Source organism: Pedobacter nutrimenti, assembly GCF_032678445.1.
Taxonomy (GTDB): domain Bacteria; phylum Bacteroidota; class Bacteroidia; order Sphingobacteriales; family Sphingobacteriaceae; genus Pedobacter; species Pedobacter nutrimenti_A.
The window spans coordinates 335,408-360,647 of the sequence record NZ_JAVTSQ010000007.1; the positions used below are offsets into that span (position 1 = coordinate 335,408).

The window sequence follows — 25,240 nt, forward strand, 5'->3', positions numbered from 1 at the left end:
TAAAACAACAGATCAATGAAACTCAAACACATCATCATAGCCGTCGTTGTACTCATCGCATTACTGGTTATTTTAAAAGTTACTGGAGTGATAGGGGGCAACAAAGCCGAAAAAGTAACTGTCGAAAAAGCCGTGGAAAGAGAGGTGATAGAGACAGTGACAGCAAGTGGAAAGATCCAGCCTGAAACAGAGGTGAAGTTAAGCTCTGAGGTTTCTGGTGAGGTTGTTGAACTTCATGTTAAAGAGGGTGATGTGGTCAAAAAGGGACAATTGCTTTGTAAGGTTCGTCCCGATGTACTGAAATCTGGTTTTGACAGAGCGGTTGCTTCTTTCAGCTCTCAGAAAGCTGGAGTAGCCTCTGCTGCACAACTCCTGAAACAAACAGAAGCTAATTTTGTAAATGCCGAGGCAACCTATAAACGCAATGTAGAACTGTTTGGTAAAAAAGTAATTTCGGCTTCTGAGTTTGACGCTGCAAAGGCGGCTTATCTGACTGCTAAAACCAACCTGCAAAAATCGAAAGAGGACTTGACTTCAGCTAAATTTATGCTGGAACAAAATGGTGCTAATGTTCAGGAAGCAAGTGCTAATCTTGCCAAAGCAACAATTTATGCACCTGTGGATGGAGTGATTTCCAAATTGTCTGTTGAAAAGGGAGATAGAATTCTTGGAACGGCACAAATGGCCGGAACGGAAATTATGCGTATTTCGAACCTGTCTTCCATGGAGGTGAATGTAGATGTCAATGAAAATGATATCAATAGGGTTAATGTAGGAGATAAGGCAAATATAGAGGTGGATGCATTTGCTGATAAGAAATTTAAAGGTGTTGTAACGGAAATCGCCAGTTCTTCGAAAGATATTGGAACGGCAGTAACCTCTTCAGTAGATCAGGTGACCAATTTTGTAGTTAAAGTGCGTATTCTCGCAGAATCCTATAGTGATATCAAAGGAGGAGCTAAAGATCTTCCTTCTCCATTCAGACCGGGTCTTTCTGCCAGTGTAGATATTGAAAGTGAAACCGAGAAAGGACTTTCTGTTCCTATACAGTCAGTTTTTACGAGTCAGAAAGATAAAACGGATCAGCCTAAAGAAGAAGGTGGAGACAATGCCAGCCAGGAAAAGCAAAAGAACAAACTTGCCGATAAAAAGATTAAACAGTACGTATACGTGTTTAATAATGGAACGGTGAAACAGGTTGAAGTAGCTACCGGCATCCAAAACGATCGGTTTATTATTATAAAATCCGGTATCAAGGTGGGTACAGAAGTAGTTACAGGGCCTTACTCCGCTATTCAGAACAGATTAAAAGATGGAATGAAAGTAGAGAAAACGACTAAGGATCAGTTGTTTGCTGCGCCTGATAAAAAGTAAGGGCTGGCAAACGCAATAAATTGAGTAAATTGTCCCGGTTGATCCATTCAACCGGGATTTTTTATTTAGACAATATGGTGCCAAGAGTTGCAATGATTGGTGGTGGTAGCTGGGCTACGGCCATCATTAAAATGCTTTCAGATAATATTACACAAAAGGAAATGTACTGGTGGATGCGGAATACCGACGCCATCTCACACATTAAAACCTATCACCACAATCCAAACTATTTAAGTTCTGTAGAAGTACGTATTCCGGACGCAAATATTTCTTCAAATATCAGGGATATTGTTAAGTCTGCAGATTATGTGATTTTGAACGTCCCTGCTGCGTTTCTGAAAGAGACATTAAAAGATATTGGTCCTGAAGATTTGGAAGGAAAAAAAATTGTTTCTGCTATTAAAGGGATTGTTCCAGATGAAAACCAGATTATTGGAGAGTTTCTTCATGAAAAGTATAAAGTGCCATTGGAGAATATTTTGGTGATCAGTGGTCCATGTCATGCTGAAGAAGTTGCGCTGGAAAAACTTTCCTACATTACCATAGCATCTGTTAATTTGCAGCATGCAGAGGGCTTTGCCCGTATGTTAAATACCCGATACATTAAAACCAACATATCGGATGACATTTTCGGAACTGAATATGCTGCAGTACTTAAAAATATCTATGCTGTAGCCAGTGGTATTTGCCATGGGGTGGGATATGGAGATAATTTTCAAGCCGTACTGATCTCGAATGCCATCAGGGAAATCAACCGTTTTGTAAGTGCTGTGCATCCAATTTCCCGCGACATTAATGAATCTGCCTATCTTGGGGATTTGCTGGTTACAGCATACTCGCAGTTTAGCAGGAACCGCACCTTTGGTAATATGGTTGGTAAAGGTTATACCGTTAAATCTGCTCAACTTGAGATGAATATGATTGCCGAGGGTTATTATGCGGCTAGCTGTATGCATGTGATCAATAAAAAATATAAGGTCGATATGCCAATCAGCAGAGCGGTGTATGCAATTTTATATGAAAAGCATTCTCCTGTTATCGAGATGAAATTACTAACTGAACAACTGAATTAAACCAAACAATTCCTTCTTACAGGTGTTATATTGTTGGTGATGAGACGCTCAGGATTGATGGTCGGGTTACCATTAACAATTTATATACATATGAAAAGGAAATTTTTATTTGGTGTCGTTGCCTTTGGACTGGTAACTACATTTGCGCTCTCCACACAAGCACAGGAGAAAAAGAAAGAATCTATAGGAAAGAAGATTGAGAAGACTGCAGATAAGGTAGGTAATAAAACTGCTGAGGTCGCTGTAAAAGGAACTTCTAAAGTAGCTGATAAAACCTGGAAAGGGAAAATGGCACCTGATGGTTCTGATGTCTATATTAACAGTAAAAACCGTAAATATTACGTTAATAAAAAAGGAGGCAAGGTGTATTTGAAAGCCTCTCAGATCAGAACCAGACCTGAGAAAAAAGATTAGTCTTTGTCAGAATTTTAGAAACCGGACCTCGTTCCGGTTTTTTTATGCGCTTAATTTTAGTTGTGTAATATTTTTGTTAGTCTAACCGATGGTACAGACCATATTGACCCCACTTCCCTTAGGTGCCTTGGCGCGGTATCTCAGCCAACCAATGTAGCCGCCAATGAGCAGGTTTTGCCTGGACGTGTTATTACGTGCTGGCGTAGGTTATAATTTAACTAAGAGCCTTAAACTGACTATAGGAGCAAATAATATATTTGATGTATACCTTGCAGAACTTTTACCAGGAAGCCAGGGGACATCTGGTATCTTATATCAACCTAAACCAAAAAAGCCCCGGATTTCCGGGGCTTTTATTTATATAAGAAAGATTAAGACCTGCGTCTTCTGTCTCCGCCGTTTCCTCCACTGCTTCTTCCGCCTCTGTCTTCACGGCTTCTTCCAGAGAAATCTCTGAAACCACCGCCACCGTTTCCGCCTTCACGTCTTCCACTTCCACCTTCACGACGGCCACCGCCAGAACTTCTTCTGTCTCCGCCGCCACCGCTATAGCCACGGGCACGGCCACCACCACCACCACCGCTTCTGCTTTCTGCAGGGTCTCCGGATTTTTCAATCCTTACACCACGGTTGTTGAATTGGATATCTTTGAAGTTGTTAAACAAAGCATCTACGCTGGCATCTTCCACTTCAAAGAAAGAATAAACTCCTTTAAGGTCAATCTTACCAACATTTTTACCCGCAATTTTACCATTGTTACATACAAAAGATAAAAGGTCACCTCTGGTGAAATCATCCACAGAGCCTAAGTTGATAAACAGACGGGTGTAACCATCGCTGCTTCTTCTTGGGCCACGCTCTCCTCTTTCACCTCTTTCGCCGCGTTCTCCACGGTCGTCAGCAGATGCATTCAGATCTGGTGCATTTTTGTAATACTCTAAAAAGCGGTTAAACTCTAAAGATGCAAAACGTTTGATGACATCTTCTTTGCTCAACTCTGCAAACTCATCCATAATGCGTGGGATGTACTGATCAATCTGATTGTCATTTACTTCTACATTATGAACTTTGTGCACTAAAGAGAACAGTTGTTTTTCGCAAACATCAAAACCAGTCGGTAATTCAGCTTTTGTAAACTGTTTGCCGATGATTCTTTCGATCTGACGGATCTTACCAATCTCTTTAGAGTTGATGATACAGATAGAAATACCTGTTTTTCCGGCGCGACCTGTACGACCGCTACGGTGGGTATAACTTTCAATCTCGTCAGGAAGTGAATAGTTGATAACGTGCGTTACGTTATTCACATCGATACCACGTGCAGCAACATCAGTAGCAATTAACAATTGCATGTGTCTGTCGCGGAAACGCTGCATCACTTTGTCTCTTTGCTGCTGAGAAAGATCTCCGTGTAATGCATCTGCATTATAGCCATCTTTAATCAAATGCTCAGCAACATCCTGAGTATCCATTTTGGTTTTACAGAAAACTACAGCGAAGATTTCAGGATTGAAATCCACAATGCGTTTAAGGGCAGCATATTTATCTCTTGCACGAACTACATAGTACTCATGCTCAATATTTACGTTACCAGTGTTTTTTGTTCCCATGGTCAGTTCGGTAGGACTGTCCATGTAGTTTTTAGCTATCCTTCTTACCTCAGGAGGCATAGTAGCAGAGAATAACCATGTTTTTTTATCGTCAGGCGTAGTAGACAAAATATCATTAATGTCTTCCTGGAAACCCATGTTCAGCATTTCATCTGCCTCATCAAGTACTACGTATTTCACATTTGTGAAATCTATAGCCTTGCGGCCAATGATGTCCAACATACGGCCCGGTGTAGCCACTACAATTTGTACACCGTTTCTGATCTCACGCAACTGTTGCATAATGTTTGCGCCACCGTAAACGGCAACCACATTAGCACCAGAGATGTTCTTAGAGAAATTCTTGATGTCGCTAGTAATCTGTAAGCAAAGCTCTCTCGTAGGGCATAAAATCAATGCCTGTGGCTTATTGCTTTTAAAGTCTATCAATTCTAACAGCGGCAATCCAAATGCGGCTGTTTTTCCTGTTCCTGTTTGGGCCAAACCAACAAAGTCATTATTGCCCTCTAACAGCACAGGAATAGCTTGTTCCTGAATAGGTGTTGGATTTTCGAAACCTAAATCCTTTACAGCATTAACAACGTCATCACTTATCCCCAATAATTTAAATGGGTTTGTCATGTATTATTTAATTAAGCCGCAAAGGTACGCTTTTAAATTGGTATTTTACTGGTAGTTAACTAAATAAAAACAGCCACGTATTCAGTAACTTAGCGTAAGCGGTCTGCAGACCTGATCAGTTGCTCATCTTTTCGGATGCCTCTTATGGCCAGAAAACAGAATACAATTGCAACCAGGGGCAGAAAAGCACCTGCGCCATAGGATGCCCCTTCTAAGCCACCGGGTATTTCCCTGGCAGATTGGAAGATCCAGAAATTCAGTGCGGCAATTAAAATGATAATCAAACTACAAATCCGTTTTTGAACCGCTCTGTCGCGGAAAAGGAAAATATTTACAAAGGCCAGCAGTGCAATAATGGCATTAGAGGCAACCAAAGGGATGTTTAATGCTGCTTTTACCCCGCTACCCGAATCTGATGATAACTTTTGATGAAGGCCAGTGGTATAAACGCTCCATTCAGTTCCGCTATCTATTTTGGTTACGATGGGCAGGGCCAGTAAAATAAACAGCGTTAAACTTGTTAACAAAAGCCACACTGATTGTATTCTTTGTATCATAGCAGTTCAATAATTTCAGCAAATATATTAAAACCTTCCTTTTTTTTGATTCTTTTGAAATCAAAGAAGAGAATATCAGTTAACTTTGTGCTATTGAATACACAACGTTTTTTTATCGAACTATCTTATAACGGCACAGCTTATCATGGCTGGCAAATACAGCCTAATGCTCTTTCTGTGCAAGAGTGTCTGGATAAGGCACTATCCGTTTTTTTTAGGCAGGCTATTGTGACGCTGGGTTGTGGCCGTACAGATACTGGTGTTCATGCTTCGCAGTTCTTTGCTCATTTTGACCTGCCCGTAGGGGATTATGCCAATATCAACAGCAAGGTAAGTAGTCTTAATTCACTGCTTCCTTATGATATTGCTGTGAAAAGAATCTTGGAAGTAGACCCGCAGGCACACGCGAGATTTAATGCCACATCAAGGGCGTACCAGTATCATCTCCACTTTCATAAGGACCCTTTCAAATTGAACCGTTCCTGGTTATATAAGGGAAGTCTGGATGTTTCTGCAATGAATGAAGCCGCGGCTTTGATTATGACTTATACAGATTTTTCCTGTTTCAGTAAGTCCAATACGCAAACTTTTACCAATAATTGCGTAATCAAAGAGGCGTTTTTTGAACAAAAGGACGGTGGACTTATCTTTACTATAAGAGCTGATCGTTTTCTTAGGAATATGGTGCGTGCTGTGGTAGGAACTTTGATCAGAATAGGAAAAAAAGAAATTAATTTAACCGACCTTGCAAAGATTATGGAAAGTAAAGACCGTAGTCAGGCAGGTCAGTCTGTGCCCGCCTGCGGGTTGTATCTGGTTCATATTGAATATCCTTTTGTACACTAATCTATGTCTAAAATAACAGGAGATGCTTTTAATGTTGGTTTGCTGAAGAGAGTTTTTCAGTATGTTAAACCTTATCGGGGCATTTTTATCTGGTCTGTTGTCCTGACCATACTACTGGCGCTCATTGCTCCGGTAAGACCTTTCCTGATTAAATATACATTAGATAACTATATTCTTACCTCTGCCTATGGCGGATTGGTGAATATGACGGTTTTGATGGTACTGCTGTTGGTGTTGCAAAGCATCATTCAGTACAGTCATACTTTATTGACCAATACCCTTGGGCAGTCGGCCATTCGCGACCTTAGGATTAATGTATTTAACCACATTACCCGCCTTCGGTTAAAATATTTTGATAAGACGCCTATTGGGCAGCTGATTACCCGAACAGTTTCCGATCTGGAAACCATCTCCGATATTTTCTCTGAAGGATTGATCGTGATCATTGGTGATATTTTGCAGGTGATCGCCATTATTGTTTTTATGGTTTACTCAGACTGGGAACTAACGATTATTGTACTGTTGCCTATGCCCTTGCTGATCATGGCCACTTCTATCTTCCAAAAGGCCATCAAGTCTGCTTTTCAACAAATCAGGACGGAAGTATCCAATCTGAATACTTTTCTGCAAGAACATATTACAGGCATCTCTATTATCCAATACTTTGCAAGGGAAAAACAGGAATACAATAAATTTGAGAAGATCAATTCCCGTTACCGGGATGCAAATATCCGTTCCAATTGGTATTATTCTATCTTTTTTCCGGTAGTAGAAATTATTTCAGCAATGTCTATGGGCTTATTGGTCTGGTATGGAGCTAAGAGCATTTTGGCTAAACCTTTGAATGTAACGCCAGGGACCATTGCAGAATTCCTTATGTTTATTAGTATGCTGTTCCGCCCAATAAGGGAACTTGCAGATAAGTTTAATACACTTCAAATGGGAATGGTTGGTGCCGAAAGGGTATTTAAAGTCTTAGATACAGATGAAGTTACGTCAAATGAAGGAAGTTACGCCCCTGAAAAAATGAATGGTTCGATAAAGTTTGATAAGGTATGGTTTGCTTATAATGACGACAATTATGTACTGAAAGATATTTCATTCGAAGTTCAGGCAGGGCAGACTGTCGCTCTTGTGGGGGCTACCGGCGCAGGTAAATCATCAACGATCAATATCCTGAACCGCTTCTATGAAATTCAGAAAGGTAAAATTACGGTTGACGGAACAGATATCCATTCCTATGAGCTCAATTATCTAAGGAAAAACATAGCTACTGTGTTACAGGACGTTTTTCTGTTTTCAGATACCATTTTTAATAACATTACGCTCAATAATCCATCTATCAGTATGGAAGAAGTAGTTGATGCGGCTAAAAAAGTTGGTGCTCATGATTTTATAGAGCGTTTGCCCTCGGGTTACCAGTATAATGTGATGGAACGCGGTGCGACATTATCAGCAGGTCAGGCACAATTGATTTCTTTCATCCGTGCCCTGGTGTATAATCCTTCTATTCTGGTGCTGGATGAAGCAACATCGTCTGTAGATACAGAAACTGAGATGCTGATTCAGCATGCCATTGAGAACCTGATGACGGGTCGCACGTCTATCGTTATTGCCCACCGTTTATCTACTATTCAGAAGGCTGACCAGATCATTGTACTGGACAAAGGAGAAATTAAGGAAAAAGGAACACATCAGGAGTTACTTAAAATTGATGGTTATTATAAAAAACTGTATGACTTGCAGTTTAATTCGGTTGGGATCACAAATTAATTTTTATAATACTACAACTGGATGGGAAACTTTGTTAAACTCTCTATTGAAAACTGTATATGTTTAGATTGTAATAAAAATGGTAATCAATTTGACAATCCATTTCAATTACCTTAGCTTTGCAACAAAAAAATATAGATACATGAGTGTTTTAGTAAATAAAGATTCAAAAGTTATTGTTCAGGGTTTTACAGGAAATGAAGGCACTTATCATGCTTCTCAAATGATAGAATACGGGACTAACGTTGTTGGAGGGGTTACTCCTGGCAAAGGAGGACAAACTCATTTAGACAGACCGGTATTTAATACAGTTAAGGATGCGGTTGATCAGGCCGGCGCCAATGTATCTATCATATTTGTTCCTCCTGCTTTTGCTGCAGATGCCATTATGGAAGCTGCCGAAGCGGGGATTAAAGTGATCGTTTGTATTACTGAAGGTATCCCTACAAAGGATATGATTCAGGTTAAAGAATATATTTCTGACAGGGATTGTCGTTTAATTGGCCCGAACTGTCCAGGTATCATTACCGCAGGTGAAGCTAAAATTGGTATTATGCCAGGTTTTATCTTTAAAGAAGGTAAAGTAGGTGTGGTATCAAAATCTGGTACCTTGACTTATGAAGCCGTTGATCAGGTGGTTAAAGCAGGTATGGGTATCACAACAGCTATTGGTATTGGTGGAGATCCAATTATTGGTACAACAACTAAAGAAGCGGTTGAATTGTTGATGAATGACCCAGAAACTGAAGGTATCATCATGATCGGTGAGATTGGTGGTGGTATGGAAGCTGAAGCTGCACGTTGGATCAAAGAAAACGGAACAAAACCAGTAGTTGGTTTTATTGCAGGTCAGACTGCTCCGGCAGGACGTAGAATGGGACACGCAGGTGCAATTGTTGGCGGTGCTGATGATACTGCTGCTGCGAAAATGAAAATTATGGCTGAATGTGGTATTCGCGTAGTGGAAAGTCCGGCTGAGATTGGTGCTGCTATGGCTGAATTGCTAAAAAAATAAAAGATCTTCTTGTATAATGTTAAAAAGCTCTGGTGATATTTCATCGGAGCTTTTTTATTTCAGAAAATAATCCTACTTTTGTACCCGTTGAGCAAATTTGTGCTTGTTTTACTGCCCGGATGGCGAAATTGGTAAACGTTGCGGTCTCAGAAGCCGTTGGAGTACAATCCTTGAGAGTTCGAGTCTCTCTTCGGGCACAAACCAATTCAATAATAAAAAACCCTGAAATCATCATTTCAGGGTTTTTTTATGAGATCGTTTTTCAAAAACGGAATGACATAATTATTACCTTGTCTTCAAACTATGTGACTCTGTATTTCGTATATTGAGTAAACAAATTGCACAGATGAAACCATCATAAGCATACCGCTTACAAACAGCAATGAATATGCTCATGATAGCTTCATTACCGATGAAAAACAAAATTATATACTGATGAAAATACTATGTTATAAAACATTCCTTCTTGCGGGAGTGTTAGGGATAACCGGCCTTGCGGCCTGTGCTCAGAAGGAAAATAAAGATATTGCTGTTAAATCGACCAAGAATATGGAATGGAATAAATTAACCCCCGAAGAAGAAGAAATTATTGTACATAAGGGCACTGAATATCCTGGTACGGGTAAATTACTGAACAATAAATCAAAAGGTGTATATGTGTGCAAGAGATGTAATGCGCCTTTGTATCGTTCCGAGTCTAAATTTGATTCTCATTGCGGGTGGCCGAGCTTTGATGATGAGATTAAAGGTGCGGTATTAAGGATCCCCGATGCAGATGGATCAAGGACTGAAATTGTCTGTGCCAATTGCAAGGCGCATCTCGGACACGTATTTTTAGGAGAAGGTTTTACCACGAAAAATACCCGTCATTGTGTAAACTCCATCTCTATGAATTTCGTGCCTGATCAGCAATAGAAGCCCGAATTTTAAAATTTTGAAAGCCAGAACAGCCACTGTTCTGGCTTTTTTATTTTATAAGCGGTTAGTTTTCTTATCTTTGCGGTTTCACCAATAAAAAAGTATATGAGGTATTGTTTGATTTTACTGGGTATGTTCCTGTTTTTACAAGTTCATGCACAAGAAGATAAAACAGGGCAGGAGGAGTCTAAAGAACATACGAAAACCGGGATGGCCACTTATTATGCCAGGCGGTTTGAGGGTAGAAGGACGACAAGCGGAAAAAGATACAGACGTCATAAATTGACCGCTGCCCACAGATCTTTGCCTTTCGGTACCATTGTAACAGTAACTAATCTTTCTAACGGAAAATCAGTTGATGTGGAAATCACCGATCGGGGGCCTTTTACAAAAAGATATATTATAGATATTTCGGAGGCCGCGGCTAAGGCTTTAGGCTTTTTCAGAAAAGGGCAGTCCAAAGTTGAAATCAGCTACGATACTAAAGGTGTTTAATCTTTTTGTCTCAGATATTCTATTTGAGGTTTGTCGGATTTTTTGCTGATTTTTATGTTATTCTCATTTCAAACGCGTTTGAATTTTGCAACCTGTTTGAACTCAGAATTTTAATTTTATTAACAGCCTTTTCTTTAAAACCAGAGGTTTAAAAAGGAATAACCAGCAAGTTTTCCGGGTAATTAATGTGTCAATTTCTTTGTTTGTTGTTGATAAAAATGCACAGTTGTTAACAACTATTGTAGCCAACAAAAAGGCTTGAACTTTATATTTGTTTACATAAAGTTCTTTAATAAATCACACGTCGATTTTTACTTAAAGGTTTAATATTTAGTTGCTTAAGGTTGCAGATAAATTCTGATTTTTTTAATCTTTCCAACTGAGTAGTGATTCCTTGGCGGCTGTAATTTATTCTTGACATCTACTATATATTAATCACTCATTAAAAAGAAATGCTTATGCAGGAAGAAGAAGTACTATTGAAAGAAAATAAGGATCGTTTTGTCCTTTTGCCTATTAAATATCCGGCTATCTGGGAAATGTATAAGAAGAGTGAGGCCAGCTTCTGGACTGCTGAAGAAATTGACCTTTCGGATGACCAGAAACACTGGGATAATTTAAATGATGGTGAGCGTCACTTCATTTCTCATATACTTGCTTTTTTTGCAGCGAGCGATGGTATCGTAAATGAAAATCTGGCTGTTAATTTTATGAGCGAGGTGCAGTTGCCAGAGGCACGCTGTTTCTATGGTTTCCAGATCATGATGGAAAACATACACTCAGAAACTTATGCCTTGCTGATTGATACCTATATTAAAGATCCTGAAGAGAAAGACCGGCTGTTCCATGCGGTTGAAACGGTACCATGTGTAAAGAAGAAAGCAGAATGGGCCTTGCGTTGGATTGAGGGTGGTAACTTTGCTGAAAGATTGGTCGCTTTTGCGGCAGTAGAAGGTATATTCTTTAGCGGAAGCTTCTGCTCTATTTTCTGGTTAAAGAAAAGAGGCCTGATGCCAGGATTGACATTTAGCAATGAATTGATCTCCAGGGACGAAGGTATGCACTGTGAGTTTGCCTGCCTGCTGTATAAAATGTTGAAAAACAAGTTGAGTGAAGAGGTGGTACATGGTATTATCAAAGATGCTGTAGAGATTGAAAAAGAGTTTATTACTGATGCCTTACCTGTTGCACTGATTGGTATGAATGCGAAACTGATGTCGCAGTATATTGAGTTTGTTGCAGACCGCTGGTTACAAGAGTTGGGTTATACTAAAATATATAATACAACCAATCCGTTTGATTTTATGGAGATGATTTCCCTGCAGGGCAAAACAAATTTCTTTGAAAAACGTGTTGGTGATTATCAAAAAAGCGGTGTTCTGACCTCTACAGAAGATAAAGCTTCGGCTTTCTCTCTTGATGATGACTTTTAATGCAATGGCTACAGCCATAAATAATTAACGAATTAAAGAAAACCGGTGCCGCTGTAAAATTGCTTTCAACAATTTGATATGCACCAATCAAATACCCGGAAAAATATGTTTGTACAAAAAAGAGATGGCCGCCAGGAAGCGGTAAGATTTGATAAGATAACTGCTCGGATTGAGAAGTTATGCTATGGTTTTAACGCGGAACTGGTTGATCCGATTGACGTAGCCAAGAAAGTAATTGAAGGTTTATATGACGGAGTAACAACGTCTGAACTAGACAATCTGGCTGCTGAAACTGCTGCCTCTTTAACCACAAAGCATCCTGACTATGCTTTGCTGGCTTCCCGGATAGCGGTTTCTAACCTACATAAAAACACAACTAAGTCCTTCTCCAAAACAATGGAGATGTTGTATAACTATGTAGATGAAAAGACAGGTAAATCTGCTTCACTGATCGCTGATGACGTTTGGGAAGTGATCAAGGAAAATGCCGATATTCTGGATAGCACGATCATTTATGACCGTGACTTTGGATTTGATTATTTTGGATTTAAAACACTAGAGAAATCATACCTTTTAAAAATTGAGGGACAAATCGTAGAGCGTCCGCAGCATTTGTTTATGCGTGTTTCTGTAGGAATCCACAAAGAAGATATAGAGAGTGCAATCGCTACTTATAATTTAATGAGTGAGCGTTGGTTTACACACGCTACACCAACCTTATTTAATGCAGCTACGCCTAAACCTCAAATGTCTTCCTGCTTTTTGTTAACCATGCAGGATGATAGTATTGAAGGAATTTATGATACCTTAAAGCAGACAGCCAAGATTTCTCAAAGCGCTGGAGGTATTGGTTTAAGCATTCATAATATCCGTGCTACAGGCTCTTATATCGGAGGAACCAACGGGACCAGTAATGGTATTGTGCCAATGTTGAAAGTGTTTAATGATACCGCCCGTTATGTAGATCAGGGTGGAGGTAAACGTAAAGGTGCTTTTGCTATTTATCTGGAGCCTTGGCATGCAGATGTTTTTAGTTTCCTTGATTTGCGTAAAAATCATGGTAAAGAAGAATTGCGTGCGCGTGATTTATTCTATGCCTTATGGGTTTGTGATTTGTTTATGAAACGTGTGGAGGAAAACGGCGATTGGAGTTTATTCTGTCCGCACGAAGCACCAGGTTTGGCCGATTGCTTTGGCGAAGAGTTTGATGCTTTATATGAGCGCTATGAAAAGGAAGGCCGTGCACGTAAAACAATCAAAGCACAGGAACTTTGGTTTGCTATCCTGGATTCACAAATCGAAACCGGTACACCTTATTTACTATATAAAGATGCTGCAAACAGCAAATCTAATCAGCAGAATCTAGGTACTATAAAAAGTTCCAACTTGTGTACTGAGATCATAGAATATACTTCTAAAGATGAGGTTGCTGTATGTAACCTGGCTTCTTTGGCTTTACCAAGATATGTTATCAATGGCGAATTTGATCATCAAAAATTATACGATGTAACTTATCAGGCTACCTTAAACCTGAATAAGATCATCGATCATAACTACTACCCGGTAGAAGAAGCGAAAAATTCTAATATGCGTCACAGACCTATTGGTCTGGGTGTTCAGGGACTCGCTGATGCTTTTATTCTGATGCGTTTACCGTTTGAAAGTGAGGGTGCAAAAATCCTGAACAAAGAGATCTTTGAAACGATCTATTTTGCGGCCATGAATGCTTCTCATGATCTGGCTGTTAAACATGGTCCTTATCAAACTTTTGAAGGTTCTCCATTGTCTAAAGGTAAATTCCAGTTTGATCTTTGGAATGTACAACCAGACAGTAACCGTTGGGATTGGGAAACTTTACGTGAAAAAGTTGTAAAAAATGGGGTTTATAACTCTCTTTTGGTGGCTCCAATGCCAACTGCTTCTACCTCTCAGATCTTGGGTAACAACGAATGCTTTGAGCCTTATACTTCTAACATCTATACCAGAAGGGTATTGAGCGGAGAGTTCATCGTTGTAAACAAGCATTTGTTAAAAGATTTAGTTGCTTTAGGGCTGTGGACTCCGGCAATGAAAGACAGAATCATTTTAGCCAATGGTTCTATCCAGGATATCGCGGAAATCCCAGATTATATTAAAGAACTGTATAAAACAGTTTGGGAAATCAAGATGCGCAGCATTATTGACATGGCTGCAGACCGTGGTGCCTATATTTGCCAGTCTCAGTCACTGAATCTGTTTATCAATGCACCAAATACATCTAAGTTAACTTCAATGCACTTCTACGCATGGAAAAAAGGCTTAAAAACAGGTATGTATTATCTGCGTACACAAGCTGCGTCTCAGGCGGTTAAATTTACCGTAGAAAATCAGGCTGGTAAGAATATGGAACCTGTTATTCCTGCACATATTGAAACAAGTGCTGAGGAGATTATTGAAGGGCCGGTATGTACTATGGAAGAAGGCTGCATTAGCTGTTCGGGATAGTCTATATAGATTTTCAATTATACAATCAGGAGTAAGATGCATTTCTTACTCCTTTTTTTATGTGTAAGGCACAATCTTTAATTTGTCATTTTCTTTTTGTGGAACAGGCATTTGTGCCACATCATGTATCTTTGTAAAAATGACTAAGCACGAGATCATACCCTGTGAACGCTGCGGCACACCTATTGAATGTAAGGCTAATGCTTACACAAAGTGTCAATGCAGTGTTGTTCAACTGGATTTAAATGAAGTACAGTATATAAGTGAATTGTATGACGGTTGTTTATGTGCCAAATGTCTTTTTGAACTGCAGGAAGAATATAAAGGAAATCTGTTATGAAAAAGGGTCGTCATCTCGACGATAGGAGAGATCTGTAAACAAATTTACAACAGATCTCTCCTATCGTCGAGATGACGACCGATTAATGTACAACCTCTTTTATCTATCCTTTACGAGGATCTATTTTGTTATCCAAAGTTTCGTACTCATAAGGTCGCCTCCACTGGTTGCCGCTTTCCAATTGGTGAAATTGTAACTCTGTTCTGAATCTGGGTATTGAACACGCTGGTAGCTTCCATAAGTTTGGGTGTAGTAACCGGAATTAGTGGTTTCCATAGGGGTTTTTCCGCCTGTTCTTCTCATCAACGTCCAGGCTTCCCAGGGTTGACGGAACAAGTCTATCCATTCTTGTGCATAAATCTGTGTTAAGCCATTACTTGGATTAGAAGAATCGAAACGTACTGCCGAATTTTGCTGATAAGCTGTAATATCTGCTGAACTTGGCAGTCCGGCCGGTTTATTGACTATCCATACCAGAGAATTTATGGCTTGTTGTGTCCAGAAATTTAAGGAGGCCGCAATTCCTGCATTGTATTCTGTTTGAGCTGTTGAAGGATTGATGCCAATACCCGCAATGCCGCGGATATAGACTTCAGCCTTTAAGAAATGGACTTCGGCAGCAGTCATAAATAATTCAGGAATGTTTTTGTCCCGTCCCCAGTAATAATTGAAATTGGCGTAGTTGTTAACGGTTGGAGGATTACCGTTTCCATTTTTATTTGCCCAGTCTTTATCTCTTATACCTTTGTTGTATGGATCCCCGCCATCGGTAATGGAACCCGAGGTCGGGTTTTGTGGAAATGGATTCCACTGACCAGCATTATTGGGCTCAAAAAAGATTTTACACCTCAGGTCAAAAATTCCACTTCCGTCCAGATTATTATTGCTGGACATGAGTTTCCACATGGTGGTACCCATGCGTAAACGAGCTTCCTGTCCGAAAGAAAATTCTCTGCCCCCCAAATCAAGGTTTGGAACATTTGATGGATAGAAACCAACATTATCTGTTGAATAATCTGTGAGTAGTGGCTTGTTTAAAGCATCGGCAATATGCGGGGTGGCATCGGCCTGATCTTTGTCATACATCGTTAAAGCAACACGCAAGCGAAAGGAATTCGCAAATTTTATCCATTGGGGTATATTGTTCTGCAGAATAAGGTCTGCAGAACCAAGCGAAACCTGTGATCCATCTGATGCGGAGAAATGATTAATTGCCCAGGCAAGATCATTAAGGCAAGCTACATAGATACTTTGTTGTTTATCATAAGGAACTTTATAATTGGCAGAATTACCGTTGTAAGCAAATCCTGCCTTGAAATAAGGCATGTCTCCGTAAAAGTTAGTCAATTTGATGGCTTGATAGGCTCGGAGCACTTTCATCATTGCTTTTAAATTGGTGAAGGTCGCAGAATCAGGTCTCGCTGAAATGACGTCCATCATCGTATTGTAATTGGAAAGGTTGTGGTAAAAATTAGTCCATTCACTTGCCGGCCCTCCATCATAAGAATAATCGCCTCTAGTATAAACTATACCTTGCTGCGAAATGGGATACCACCAGCCATTCATTGTGGCCTGATCTCCATAAGTTGTAAATAAATTACTTAAAAAACCGGTGTATAACTGCTGGGGGCTGGCTGTAGTTGAACCATTCCAGGGTGTGTTTATTTTTTCGAAATTTTTAGTACAGGATACAAAAGTTCCAAAAACCATGAGGATAGCCAAGATCCTCCAGGTGGTACTATTTCTTGTATGTTTCATAAAATAAGTTATTAAATAAGTATTCTTAAAAACCTGCTTTTAGAGATAGTCCAAACGAGCGTACGCCTGGTAACTGTCCCCATTGTATCCCCTGCACGTTACCTGTCCCATTAACCCCTTCAGGATTTAAGTGGTCAGGTAAGGTGGTGAACAAATAGAACAGGTCCCTTCCGATTATAGAAATGGATAAATTCTGTACAATTTTCGTTCTTTGTATCACTTTATCAGGTACCTTATAGGTAAAGTTTACCTCTCTTAATTTACCCCAGCTGTTGGTAAATATAGCATTGCTTCTCACCAGTGGGACATTGCTCCAGGACTGGTAATTTCCAGCATATTTCCACCAGGAATTCACTACTGCAGTATTGGGATTCCCATCAGCAGTTACGCCAGGCAAAATAACCCCAACATTTGCCTTGGTGCCATCAGGAAAGGTATAAGGCAAGCCTCCTCCGTTTCTTTCAAAAAGAGTTTCTGGTGCCATTCCCTGTCCCATCATAGAAGAATAATCTGCAGACCAGATCTGACCACCGACTTTGAAATCAGTAGATACGTACAGGCTAAAATTCTTATAACGGAAAGTATTGGATATTCCTCCGGTGAGTTTAGGTGTTGAATTTCCAATTTTAACTACTGAAGAAGTTGGTACATACTGTGAGCCGATGACATTTCCACTCCCATCAGTGATGTTATTTACAATCTTTTGTCCGTTTTTATCATAGGTGTAATCATAGCCATAAATGGTTCCGTAATTGTCGCCAACCCTGGCATTCATATTAACACCATTGCCTCCAAACCACGAACCAAGAGGAATCTGATCTACATCAGGTGCAATAGAAACGACTTTGTTTTGGTTGTGGGCCCCGTTTACGGTAATGTCCCAGCTGAAATTGGTGCTTTGAATTGCTTTTGCATTGATCACAAATTCAAAACCCTTATTTCTCAACGCACCGGTATTGATCACTACACGATCGGAACCAGAAGAACTTGCAATATTAACTGGAAGGATCTGATCATAAGAATAGATATTGTAGTAAGAAAGATTTAAATTAATCCTGTTGCCAAAAAAGCCAAGATCTGTTCCGATTTCAAAGGATCTGGCTTTTTGAGGAGGAAGAAGCAGTGCTGGTAATATAGAAGGTACGGTTAAGCCGCTGGTAAAGCCACCCAGAGTAGACTGAGCATAATTGAAAATAGTTTGATAAGGAATGGTTCCGTTTGCACTACTTGAAGCTGCAAAACGAAGTTTTCCGAAACTTAACCAGTTTTTTGTTGCATCCATTTTTAAGGCATCTGTAAAGATAAAGCTTAAACTGGCAGACGGGTAGAAAAAGGACAGATTGGATTTAGGCAGGGTAGAAGACCAGTCATTCCGGCCTGTCATTTCCAGAAATAGATATTTTTTATAAGTTAAATTTAGAATTCCGTAAACAGAATTGATTTCACTTTCCGATCTGTTTTCTGTAGGTCTTGGAAAGGGGTCGGTACCCGCATAATTTGTTAAGTTATAGGTGAATGGATAGAGAAATGGCCCCGGATTTTTTGCATATAGATCATATAAATTATAATGATAATTGCTGGCTCCTCCAGTAAAACTGGCATCTAGGTCTTTAAACAAGTCATCCTTATGGGCTGTAAACATCCCATCGAAGTTAACGGTGGTTACTTTAGACAGGTCGTTGGCATAAGAGCCCCCAGCTAATCCCAGTGCGTCTGTAGGTTTATTCTTGTTCTCAAATTGATTGGTGTAGTAATTGACACCCGCATGGCCTGTTGCATTTAACCAAGGCAGTAATTCTGCTATTAACTTAACAGACCCAAGCAACTGATTCTGCGTGTAGGTCTGATTGTTTTCCATAGTAGTCCACCAGTAATTCTGCATGCCCATACTAGGATAAGGGCTGTTGTTCACCGTGTTTGTATTCTGTGATCCGTCCGGGTTGTAGGTAAGGCCTCTTTCCAGGGGTTTATAGTCTGCTGGCAATCCATACATTGTAATATAGCCAGTACTTGGTACAGCATTTCCATCCTGGTCATACCCGGTTGTATTGGGTACATTGAGTCTTTTTAAATTGGTATAACTGGTAGTCGCTTCTACTTTTACCTTTTTACTAACATTAATCGAAGAACCCAGATTAAAGACATTCTGATTAGAATTGCTGTTATAAGTTATGGCGTCATTGGAGGTGTTGGTGTAAGAAAACCGCAGCGTACCTGCATCACCAGCACCTGAAAAAGCAACATTGTGCGTAGTGGTATGTCCGGTTTTATAGAAACTTTTAAAAATATTGGAATTACCAGTATAGGACTGAGTAGATCCGTCCCACCAGACTAAAGATTGTCCGTTCATTTTTGGTCCCCAGGAAGCGCCGTCTCCAGGAAAGCCTATATAGGTGTAAAAAGGATTCCCACCCGGGATATTGACACGCGAGCCATATTGATCATTTTCAGTGAACTGCCTGTCTTTGCCATTGGCATCTTTATAGAAGGCCGGATTTGCTGAATATAAGCTTTCTGTCATGCCGCTTCCGTACTGGTCTTGCATTTTTACAAATCTGTAAGGATCGTTCCATCGGTTTGAAAAGTTATAGGTTATCCCCAGGCCCTTTTCTTTTCCTCCCTTTTTTGTCGTAATGAGGATGACTCCATTTGCTCCCCTCGCGCCATATAATGCGGCGGCTGTGGGTCCTTTCAGTACATTGATGCTTTCTACATCATCTGGGTTTACTGTGTTCAGAAATGAACCATAATCCGTACCCTGAGAAGAACGAACGTCATTGTTCGCTCCTGAAAAATTTTGCGCTGAAAGATTATTCCCCTTCTGCATGATCGGCTCATTGTCCACCATCACACCATCTACCACAATTAGCGGCTGGTTATTTCCGAGCAAACTATTGTTGCCGCGAATGATAATACGGGAGGAACTCCCCTCCACTCCGTTTGGAACAGAGATATTCAAACCCGCAGATTTCCCCTGTAAACCCAGAGCGATACTAGGTGGATTTGCCTCATTCATCGTGGCACCTGAAACCGTTTGCGCCGAATAACCTATCGACCGGGCCTCTCTCTTAATACCCAATGCTGTTACAACAACTTCATTCAATGTGTTCTGATCTTCTACCAGTAAAATGTCTACTGTATTTCCTGTTGGTGTAACTTCCTGTCGTTTATATCCGATGGCACTAAATATTAAAGTTGAATTGGGAGGCGCTGAGATCGAAAATTTTCCTGTGGCATTCGTTTCAGTTGCATTTGAGGTACCTTTGATCAACACACTTACTCCAGGTAAGGGGCCCGTAGCATCTTTTACCGTTCCGGTAATCTTATTTTGTCCATAAGCAGCTATAGTTAGAAAACTTAATAGCATAGTACTTAAGTACATTAAGTATATTTTTTTCATTGCTTTAAAGGTTAAGTTTAGTTTTAGTTTGTTGTAACAGATAGGATGTATTGGGTGAGTTTTTATTTTTGCATAGGCATCGGTTTAGCTTTGGTTATGTGTTTAGTTAAATTGACTTTTTTCTACAAGTAAACTTGCTGCAGCGAGCAATTCTGCCTGCTCCCCAAGTTTTGACAAAGCGATCTGTGTGTGTTCAGAAATTCTTGGAATACAAAATTCATTAATAGCTTGCTGTATAGCGGGTAGGAGCATTTTTCCCGCCCGGGCACCTCTTCCGCTTAAAACAATCTGCTCCGGGTTCATAATATGAATGAGTACCGCCAGTCCTTTTCCAATCTGGAAGGCAGCGCTTGACAATATGGATACAGCCAGTGGGTCTTGTTTGACTACCGCATCAAGGAAGTGTTCTGCCGCCTCTTTCGCATTGTCGTTAAACAATTGCTTCATACTGGACGCGGCTCCACCAGACATCTCTTTTTTTGCCTTATCTACCATCACCAGCAGAGAAGTGTCTACTTCCAGACAACCCCTTTTACCGCAGGTACAAAGGTTATTGGAATTAGACAAAGGGATATGGCTAAATTCGCCAGCATAGCCCGTACTACCCCTATAGAGTTTTCCATCAACAATAATCCCAAGGCCAGTACCCCATCCGATATTAACCACCATGACGTCTTTTTTACCAACAGATGCCCCAAAACGCAGTTCAGCCATCGCTATTAAACTGGAATCATTATCCAGGTAAACAGGTAACTTTAGTCTTTGAGTAAGCAGGTCCCGAAGATTGGAACCTTCCGCAATCAAATAAGATTCATTTACGCCCTCAGCTTCATTAACAAATCCTGGCATACCAATTCCAACACCTAAGATGTCTTTATAGTCCAGTCCGGATTGCTGTATGTTCCTTTCTATAAATTCGGTTAAAGCGTTTGTCGCTTCTGGCGATGATATATCCAGATTGATCTGTTTTATACCATAGACGGGCTGTCCGGAAAGGTCATAGATCGCCATTTGGCTGATCATCTGGTCCATGGCTACAGCCACCAGGAATTTTTGTTTTTGGTGATTTAGTAAGAAGAGTTGTGGTCTTCGTCCTCCTGTGGAGGGCGCCAAACCTTGCTCTATGATGTACTCTTCTTCGATGAGGCTATTCACCACAGAGGTGACCAGCGGTAAACTTTTCTTTGTAAGTTCACTCAATTCTTTTAGAGAGAGCACCTTTTTATGGTAGAGTTCTTTAATGATCTCCGCTCTCAGTTGTTGACTTTTTTCAGTAGGCGCAGGCATATCTAATCAACTATATTTGGTTATGTTGATTAAACTTAATAAAAAAATAAAAAAGAAACAAATTCTTATGTATTTTTTTATTAAGATTTACTTTGGCTAAAGTATAAAAGCAAGGTAACTTAAAGAAATCGGTATTTATGTGTTTTTTTTGATTGAAATACAGTTAAATATGTGTTTTTTCTTTTACGGTGTTTATTTTCTTTATGATTAATTTTAAAGGAACTAAACCATTTTGTATGATCATCTTTCAGAAAATATAATGGATTTCAATTATAAAACCATTGAAGATGTGATTTCTCCCGAGCAGGCCAAGGCTTTCAGCTTTATCCTTTTAGCTTCGACCTTTTTGGTTAACTTTGCAATATAATTTTTTGAAGAATGGCTAAAGTACAAGTTGGATTGGTGCAGATGAGCTGTACCAGTAATAAACAGGAAAATTTAGATAAAGCGATTGTTAAAATCCGTGAAATAGCAGCACAAGGTGCACAGGTCGTATGTTTACAGGAACTATTTACCTCTCTTTATTTTTGTGACGAAGAGAACTACGAGAACTTTAAACTTGCAGAAGCGATTCCGGGTCCGTCAACAGATGTGCTTTCTAAAGTAGCGGCTGAACTGAATGTGGTCATTGTAGCCTCTCTGTTTGAGAAAAGAGCTGAAGGATTGTATCACAATACAACTGCAGTTTTAGATGCTGATGGAACCTATCTGGGTAAGTATCGCAAAATGCATATTCCGGACGATCCGGGCTTTTATGAAAAGTTCTATTTCACTCCGGGTGATTTAGGTTATAAAGTATTCAAAACCAAATTTGCGAAGATCGGAGTTTTAATATGCTGGGATCAATGGTATCCCGAAGCGGCTCGCTTAACCGCCTTAATGGGAGCAGATTTCCTGGTTTACCCAACCGCAATAGGATGGGCAACAACACAGGACAGTGAAACCAATAAAGAACAATACAATGCCTGGCAGACGATCCAGCGCTCTCATGCAATTGCTAACGGTGTCCCGGTGGTTAGCATTAATCGTGTTGGTGAAGAGGCTGGAGTGGAGTTCTGGGGTGGATCTTTCGTATCCAATCCATTTGGAACCCTTTTGTACCAGGCTTCCCATAATGTAGAAGAATTAAAAGTAGTAGAACTGGATCTGTCCAAATCAGACAGCTACAGAACGCACTGGCCTTTTTTAAGAGACAGACGAATTGATAGTTATTCACAAATTACAAAAAGATATATAGATGACGAATCTATTTAAGGATACACCAAAGCAAGTAGGATTTGCTTTTCCTGCAGAATGGGCTCCCCATGAAGCGACTTGGCTAAGCTGGCCACATAAAGAAGCCTCCTGGCCAGGAAAGATAGAAACAATTTATGCACCTTATTGCGCATTTATAAAAATCGTAGCAGAAGGAGAGAAAGTACGGATTAATATTAATGATGAGGCCACGAAAGCTTTTGCTGTTGCTGAACTGGAAAAGGCTGGAGCAGACTTATCTAATATTGAATTCTATTTTCATCCTACAAATGATGCCTGGTGCCGCGACCACGGACCTGCTTTTCTGTTGAATGCTGGGGGCACACAGAAAGCAGTTGTAGACTGGGGTTATAATGCCTGGGGTGGTAAATATCCGCCATTTGATCTTGACGATGTGATTCCGACCAAGATCGCAGAACATTTCAACCTGCCTTTATACACCCCTGATATTGTGATGGAAGGCGGTTCTGTAGAATTCAATGGTGCAGGCACTATTTTAACAACAACTGCATGTTTATTAAATGAAAACCGTAATCCTCATTTAAATAAAGAACAAATAGAAGACTATTTAAAATCTTTTTATGGCGCCGAACAAATATTATGGCTCGGAGATGGGATCGTTGGAGATGACACCGATGGACATATTGACGATATCGCCAGGTTTGTGAACGAGAATACGGTATTAACTGTTGTAGAAAGTAATCCGCTGGATGAAAACTACCTTCTGTTACAGGAAAACCTGGAAGCGCTAAAGGAAATGCGTTTGCTCAATGGTGAGCCACTGAACATTATCGAGCTGCCCATGCCTTCACCTGTAATTCATGAGGATACGCGCTTACCAGCCTCTTATGCTAATTTTTATATTGCTAATAAATCTGTTGTAGTACCTACTTTCAGAGATGTAAATGATCCGATAGCTTTGGATATTATTCAAAAAGCATTTCCAGACAGAAAAGTAGTCGGTATAGATTCAACAGATATTATCTGGGGCCTGGGTAGTTTTCATTGTTTAAGTCAGCAAGAGCCAGCCATACAATCAAATAAGAACTAAATTCATATAACCAAACATTTATAATGAAATTACTAGAAGGAAAAACAGCACTGATTACCGGTGCTTCTAAAGGAATAGGCCGCAAGATAGCGGAAAAGTTTGCTGAGCAGGGTGCTCATGTAGCATTTACTTATTTGTCATCTGTTGAAAAGGGAGAAGCTCTGGAGCAGGAATTAAAAGCCTATGGTACAACCGTTAAAGGCTATCGTTCAGATGCTTCTAAATTTGACCAGGCAGAAAAACTGATCAGTGATATTGTAGCAGACTTTGGAACAGTTGATATTGTGGTCAACAATGCAGGAATTACCAAAGACGGTTTGCTGATGCGGATGAGCGAAGAAAATTGGGATGAAGTGATTGATGTGAACCTGAAGTCTGTATTTAACATTACCAAGGCTGCTTCTAAAATCATGATGAAAAACCGCAAAGGTGTTTTTGTGAACCTGAGTTCAGTGGTTGGTGTACAGGGAAATGCAGGACAGGCCAACTATGCCGCTTCTAAAGCAGGAATTATCGGATTCTCTAAATCAGTAGCTAAAGAATTGGGCTCCAGAAATATCAGGACCAATGTTGTTGCCCCAGGCTTTATCCGTACTGAAATGACAGACGTACTGGACCCTAAAGTAGTAGAAGGATGGGAGCAAGGTATCCCCTTGAAAAGAGCGGGAGAAACCGAGGATGTTGCAAACGTATGTCTGTTCCTGGCTTCGGATATGAGCGCTTACGTAACCGGACAAGTATTGTCGGTTTGTGGCGGTATGTTGTAATTCTAGGTTTTAAATATATAGCCCTCGTTTGTCGTTTCTACAACCGGGGGCTTTTTATGCCTGATGAAATAGGTATATCCCCGCTGTAAATTTGTCCAGAACGATTTTTGCTGTGGATACAATGATAATTTTGATTTCACATTTTCATCGGTCATCCGGAAAGGATAGATAGATACCGGAATCTCCTTCTGCCCGGCATTCCGTGCTTCTGTAGCCAAAACATAAACTTCCTTAATCTTATCATCAGTTAAGGGAATGCATCCAACAGTCACCTGGTTTCCATGAATATAGATATCACCTCCAGGTTTATTTTTACCACTTCTGAAAAGATCTGCCTGGTTTGGGTAACTGACGCCTAAAGACAGATAAAAATTGCTCTGCGGATTAAAAGCATTGATAGCATAATAGCCCTCAGGTGTCTGGAAGTCCCCTTCTTTGATTTTAGGGCCGAGCTTACCCGAATGTGCACTAAAGTCATAACTTTTGAACAGGCTATAAACAGACTGGTCTTTATTCTTTAACCAAATCTCCAGTTTTCCTTCATTTTTATAGGCAACAATATACATCTGGAACCCTTCCTTGATCCCCTTAATTTTTAAATCCTTTTTCAGCCCATCCCATTTATCCGTATAGGCAGTTTTTACCCTTTCAAAGCTAAGTTGCTGCTGCTTAAAACTGTTTTGTGCAAATAAGGGACCCGACATACTGAGGAGAAGGATAATTTTAAACGTAATATTCATAGAATGCCTATTTATGTTTCCAAGTTACAT

Annotated in this window: 20 protein-coding genes and 1 tRNA gene; 15 read left to right on the forward strand and 6 right to left on the reverse strand. The window is 40.1% G+C overall.

Annotated elements, in window-relative coordinates:
• Positions 1-15: 15 nt before the first annotated feature.
• The 3 genes from R2S08_RS14930 to R2S08_RS14940 all read left to right on the forward strand — a co-directional run bounded on the left by R2S08_RS14930 (position 16) and on the right by R2S08_RS14940 (position 2,861).
• Complete coding sequence (locus tag R2S08_RS14930) at positions 16-1,374, forward strand: efflux RND transporter periplasmic adaptor subunit (protein ID WP_316835893.1); 1,359 nt, start codon at positions 16-18, stop codon at positions 1,372-1,374.
• A 74-nt stretch (positions 1,375-1,448) separates the two neighbouring features.
• Positions 1,449-2,447: an NAD(P)H-dependent glycerol-3-phosphate dehydrogenase gene (locus R2S08_RS14935; protein ID WP_316835894.1), complete on the forward strand. Its 999-nt coding sequence runs from the start codon at positions 1,449-1,451 to the stop codon at positions 2,445-2,447.
• 90 nt (positions 2,448-2,537) lie between these two features.
• Positions 2,538-2,861, forward strand: a complete 324-nt coding sequence (locus R2S08_RS14940; RefSeq protein WP_316835895.1) for a hypothetical protein — start codon at positions 2,538-2,540, stop codon at positions 2,859-2,861.
• Positions 2,862-3,232: 371 nt separating this feature from the next.
• Here the strand turns inward: R2S08_RS14940 and R2S08_RS14945 are convergent, their stop codons facing one another.
• Both R2S08_RS14945 and R2S08_RS14950 read right to left on the reverse strand, forming a co-directional pair.
• Positions 3,233-5,092 (reverse strand): DEAD/DEAH box helicase, encoded by a 1,860-nt coding sequence (locus tag R2S08_RS14945; protein ID WP_316835896.1) that lies wholly within the window; start codon positions 5,090-5,092, stop codon positions 3,233-3,235.
• A gap of 89 nt (positions 5,093-5,181) precedes the next feature.
• The gene (locus R2S08_RS14950; RefSeq protein WP_316835897.1) at positions 5,182-5,649 is read right to left on the reverse strand and encodes a DUF4293 domain-containing protein; all 468 of its coding nucleotides are present in this window, start codon (positions 5,647-5,649) and stop codon (positions 5,182-5,184) included.
• 87 nt (positions 5,650-5,736) lie between these two features.
• On the opposite strand from R2S08_RS14950, the gene truA reads away from it, so the two are divergent.
• From truA to R2S08_RS14995, 9 genes are all read left to right on the forward strand, one after another.
• Positions 5,737-6,495 carry a tRNA pseudouridine(38-40) synthase TruA gene (gene truA, locus R2S08_RS14955; protein WP_316835950.1) on the forward strand — a complete coding sequence of 253 codons (759 nt, stop codon included), beginning with the start codon at positions 5,737-5,739 and terminating at the stop codon, positions 6,493-6,495.
• Positions 6,496-6,498: 3 nt separating this feature from the next.
• Positions 6,499-8,268: an ABC transporter ATP-binding protein gene (locus R2S08_RS14960; protein WP_316835898.1), complete on the forward strand. Its 1,770-nt coding sequence runs from the start codon at positions 6,499-6,501 to the stop codon at positions 8,266-8,268.
• Positions 8,269-8,410: 142 nt separating this feature from the next.
• Complete coding sequence (gene sucD, locus R2S08_RS14965) at positions 8,411-9,283, forward strand: succinate--CoA ligase subunit alpha (RefSeq protein ID WP_108550316.1); 873 nt, start codon at positions 8,411-8,413, stop codon at positions 9,281-9,283.
• A 113-nt stretch (positions 9,284-9,396) separates the two neighbouring features.
• A tRNA-Leu gene (locus R2S08_RS14970) sits at positions 9,397-9,480 on the forward strand.
• Between the two features lie 238 nt (positions 9,481-9,718).
• The gene (locus tag R2S08_RS14975; RefSeq protein WP_316835899.1) at positions 9,719-10,198 is read left to right on the forward strand and encodes a methionine-R-sulfoxide reductase; all 480 of its coding nucleotides are present in this window, start codon (positions 9,719-9,721) and stop codon (positions 10,196-10,198) included.
• A gap of 108 nt (positions 10,199-10,306) precedes the next feature.
• Positions 10,307-10,696 (forward strand): septal ring lytic transglycosylase RlpA family protein, encoded by a 390-nt coding sequence (locus R2S08_RS14980; RefSeq protein ID WP_316835900.1) that lies wholly within the window; start codon positions 10,307-10,309, stop codon positions 10,694-10,696.
• 458 nt (positions 10,697-11,154) lie between these two features.
• A complete protein-coding gene (locus tag R2S08_RS14985; RefSeq protein ID WP_133778925.1) occupies positions 11,155-12,129 on the forward strand; it encodes a ribonucleoside-diphosphate reductase small subunit in 975 nt (324 codons plus the stop codon).
• A 105-nt stretch (positions 12,130-12,234) separates the two neighbouring features.
• Positions 12,235-14,613, forward strand: a complete 2,379-nt coding sequence (locus R2S08_RS14990) for a ribonucleoside-diphosphate reductase subunit alpha (protein WP_133778924.1) — start codon at positions 12,235-12,237, stop codon at positions 14,611-14,613.
• Between the two features lie 139 nt (positions 14,614-14,752).
• The gene (locus tag R2S08_RS14995; RefSeq protein ID WP_316835901.1) at positions 14,753-14,953 is read left to right on the forward strand and encodes a cysteine-rich CWC family protein; all 201 of its coding nucleotides are present in this window, start codon (positions 14,753-14,755) and stop codon (positions 14,951-14,953) included.
• 120 nt (positions 14,954-15,073) lie between these two features.
• Here the strand turns inward: R2S08_RS14995 and R2S08_RS15000 are convergent, their stop codons facing one another.
• The 3 genes from R2S08_RS15000 to R2S08_RS15010 all read right to left on the reverse strand — a co-directional run bounded on the left by R2S08_RS15000 (position 15,074) and on the right by R2S08_RS15010 (position 21,398).
• A complete protein-coding gene (locus tag R2S08_RS15000) occupies positions 15,074-16,711 on the reverse strand; it encodes a SusD/RagB family nutrient-binding outer membrane lipoprotein (protein WP_316835902.1) in 1,638 nt (545 codons plus the stop codon).
• Positions 16,712-16,736: 25 nt separating this feature from the next.
• Positions 16,737-20,111, reverse strand: coding sequence for a SusC/RagA family TonB-linked outer membrane protein (locus R2S08_RS15005; protein ID WP_316835903.1), 3,375 nt, complete (start codon positions 20,109-20,111; stop codon positions 16,737-16,739).
• A 102-nt stretch (positions 20,112-20,213) separates the two neighbouring features.
• On the reverse strand, positions 20,214-21,398 hold the full coding sequence (locus R2S08_RS15010; protein ID WP_316835904.1) for an ROK family protein: 1,185 nt from the start codon (positions 21,396-21,398) through the stop codon (positions 20,214-20,216).
• A gap of 378 nt (positions 21,399-21,776) precedes the next feature.
• Here R2S08_RS15010 and R2S08_RS15015 point away from each other — a divergent pair, with 378 nt between their 5' ends.
• Genes R2S08_RS15015 through fabG form a run of 3 tightly spaced genes read left to right on the forward strand, consistent with a single transcriptional unit; the run spans position 21,777 to position 24,470 of the window.
• Positions 21,777-22,652, forward strand: coding sequence for a carbon-nitrogen hydrolase (locus tag R2S08_RS15015; RefSeq protein WP_316835905.1), 876 nt, complete (start codon positions 21,777-21,779; stop codon positions 22,650-22,652).
• Positions 22,636-23,703, forward strand: a complete 1,068-nt coding sequence (locus R2S08_RS15020; protein ID WP_316835906.1) for an agmatine deiminase family protein — start codon at positions 22,636-22,638, stop codon at positions 23,701-23,703. Before R2S08_RS15015 ends, R2S08_RS15020 begins: the two co-directional genes overlap by 17 nt.
• A gap of 23 nt (positions 23,704-23,726) precedes the next feature.
• Entirely contained in the window at positions 23,727-24,470 is a 744-nt protein-coding gene (gene fabG, locus R2S08_RS15025) for a 3-oxoacyl-[acyl-carrier-protein] reductase (protein WP_316835907.1), read from the forward strand.
• A 2-nt stretch (positions 24,471-24,472) separates the two neighbouring features.
• Here fabG and R2S08_RS15030 read toward each other — a convergent pair whose 3' ends face one another.
• On the reverse strand, positions 24,473-25,210 hold the full coding sequence (locus R2S08_RS15030) for a murein L,D-transpeptidase family protein (protein ID WP_316835908.1): 738 nt from the start codon (positions 25,208-25,210) through the stop codon (positions 24,473-24,475).
• Positions 25,211-25,240 lie beyond the last annotated feature (30 nt).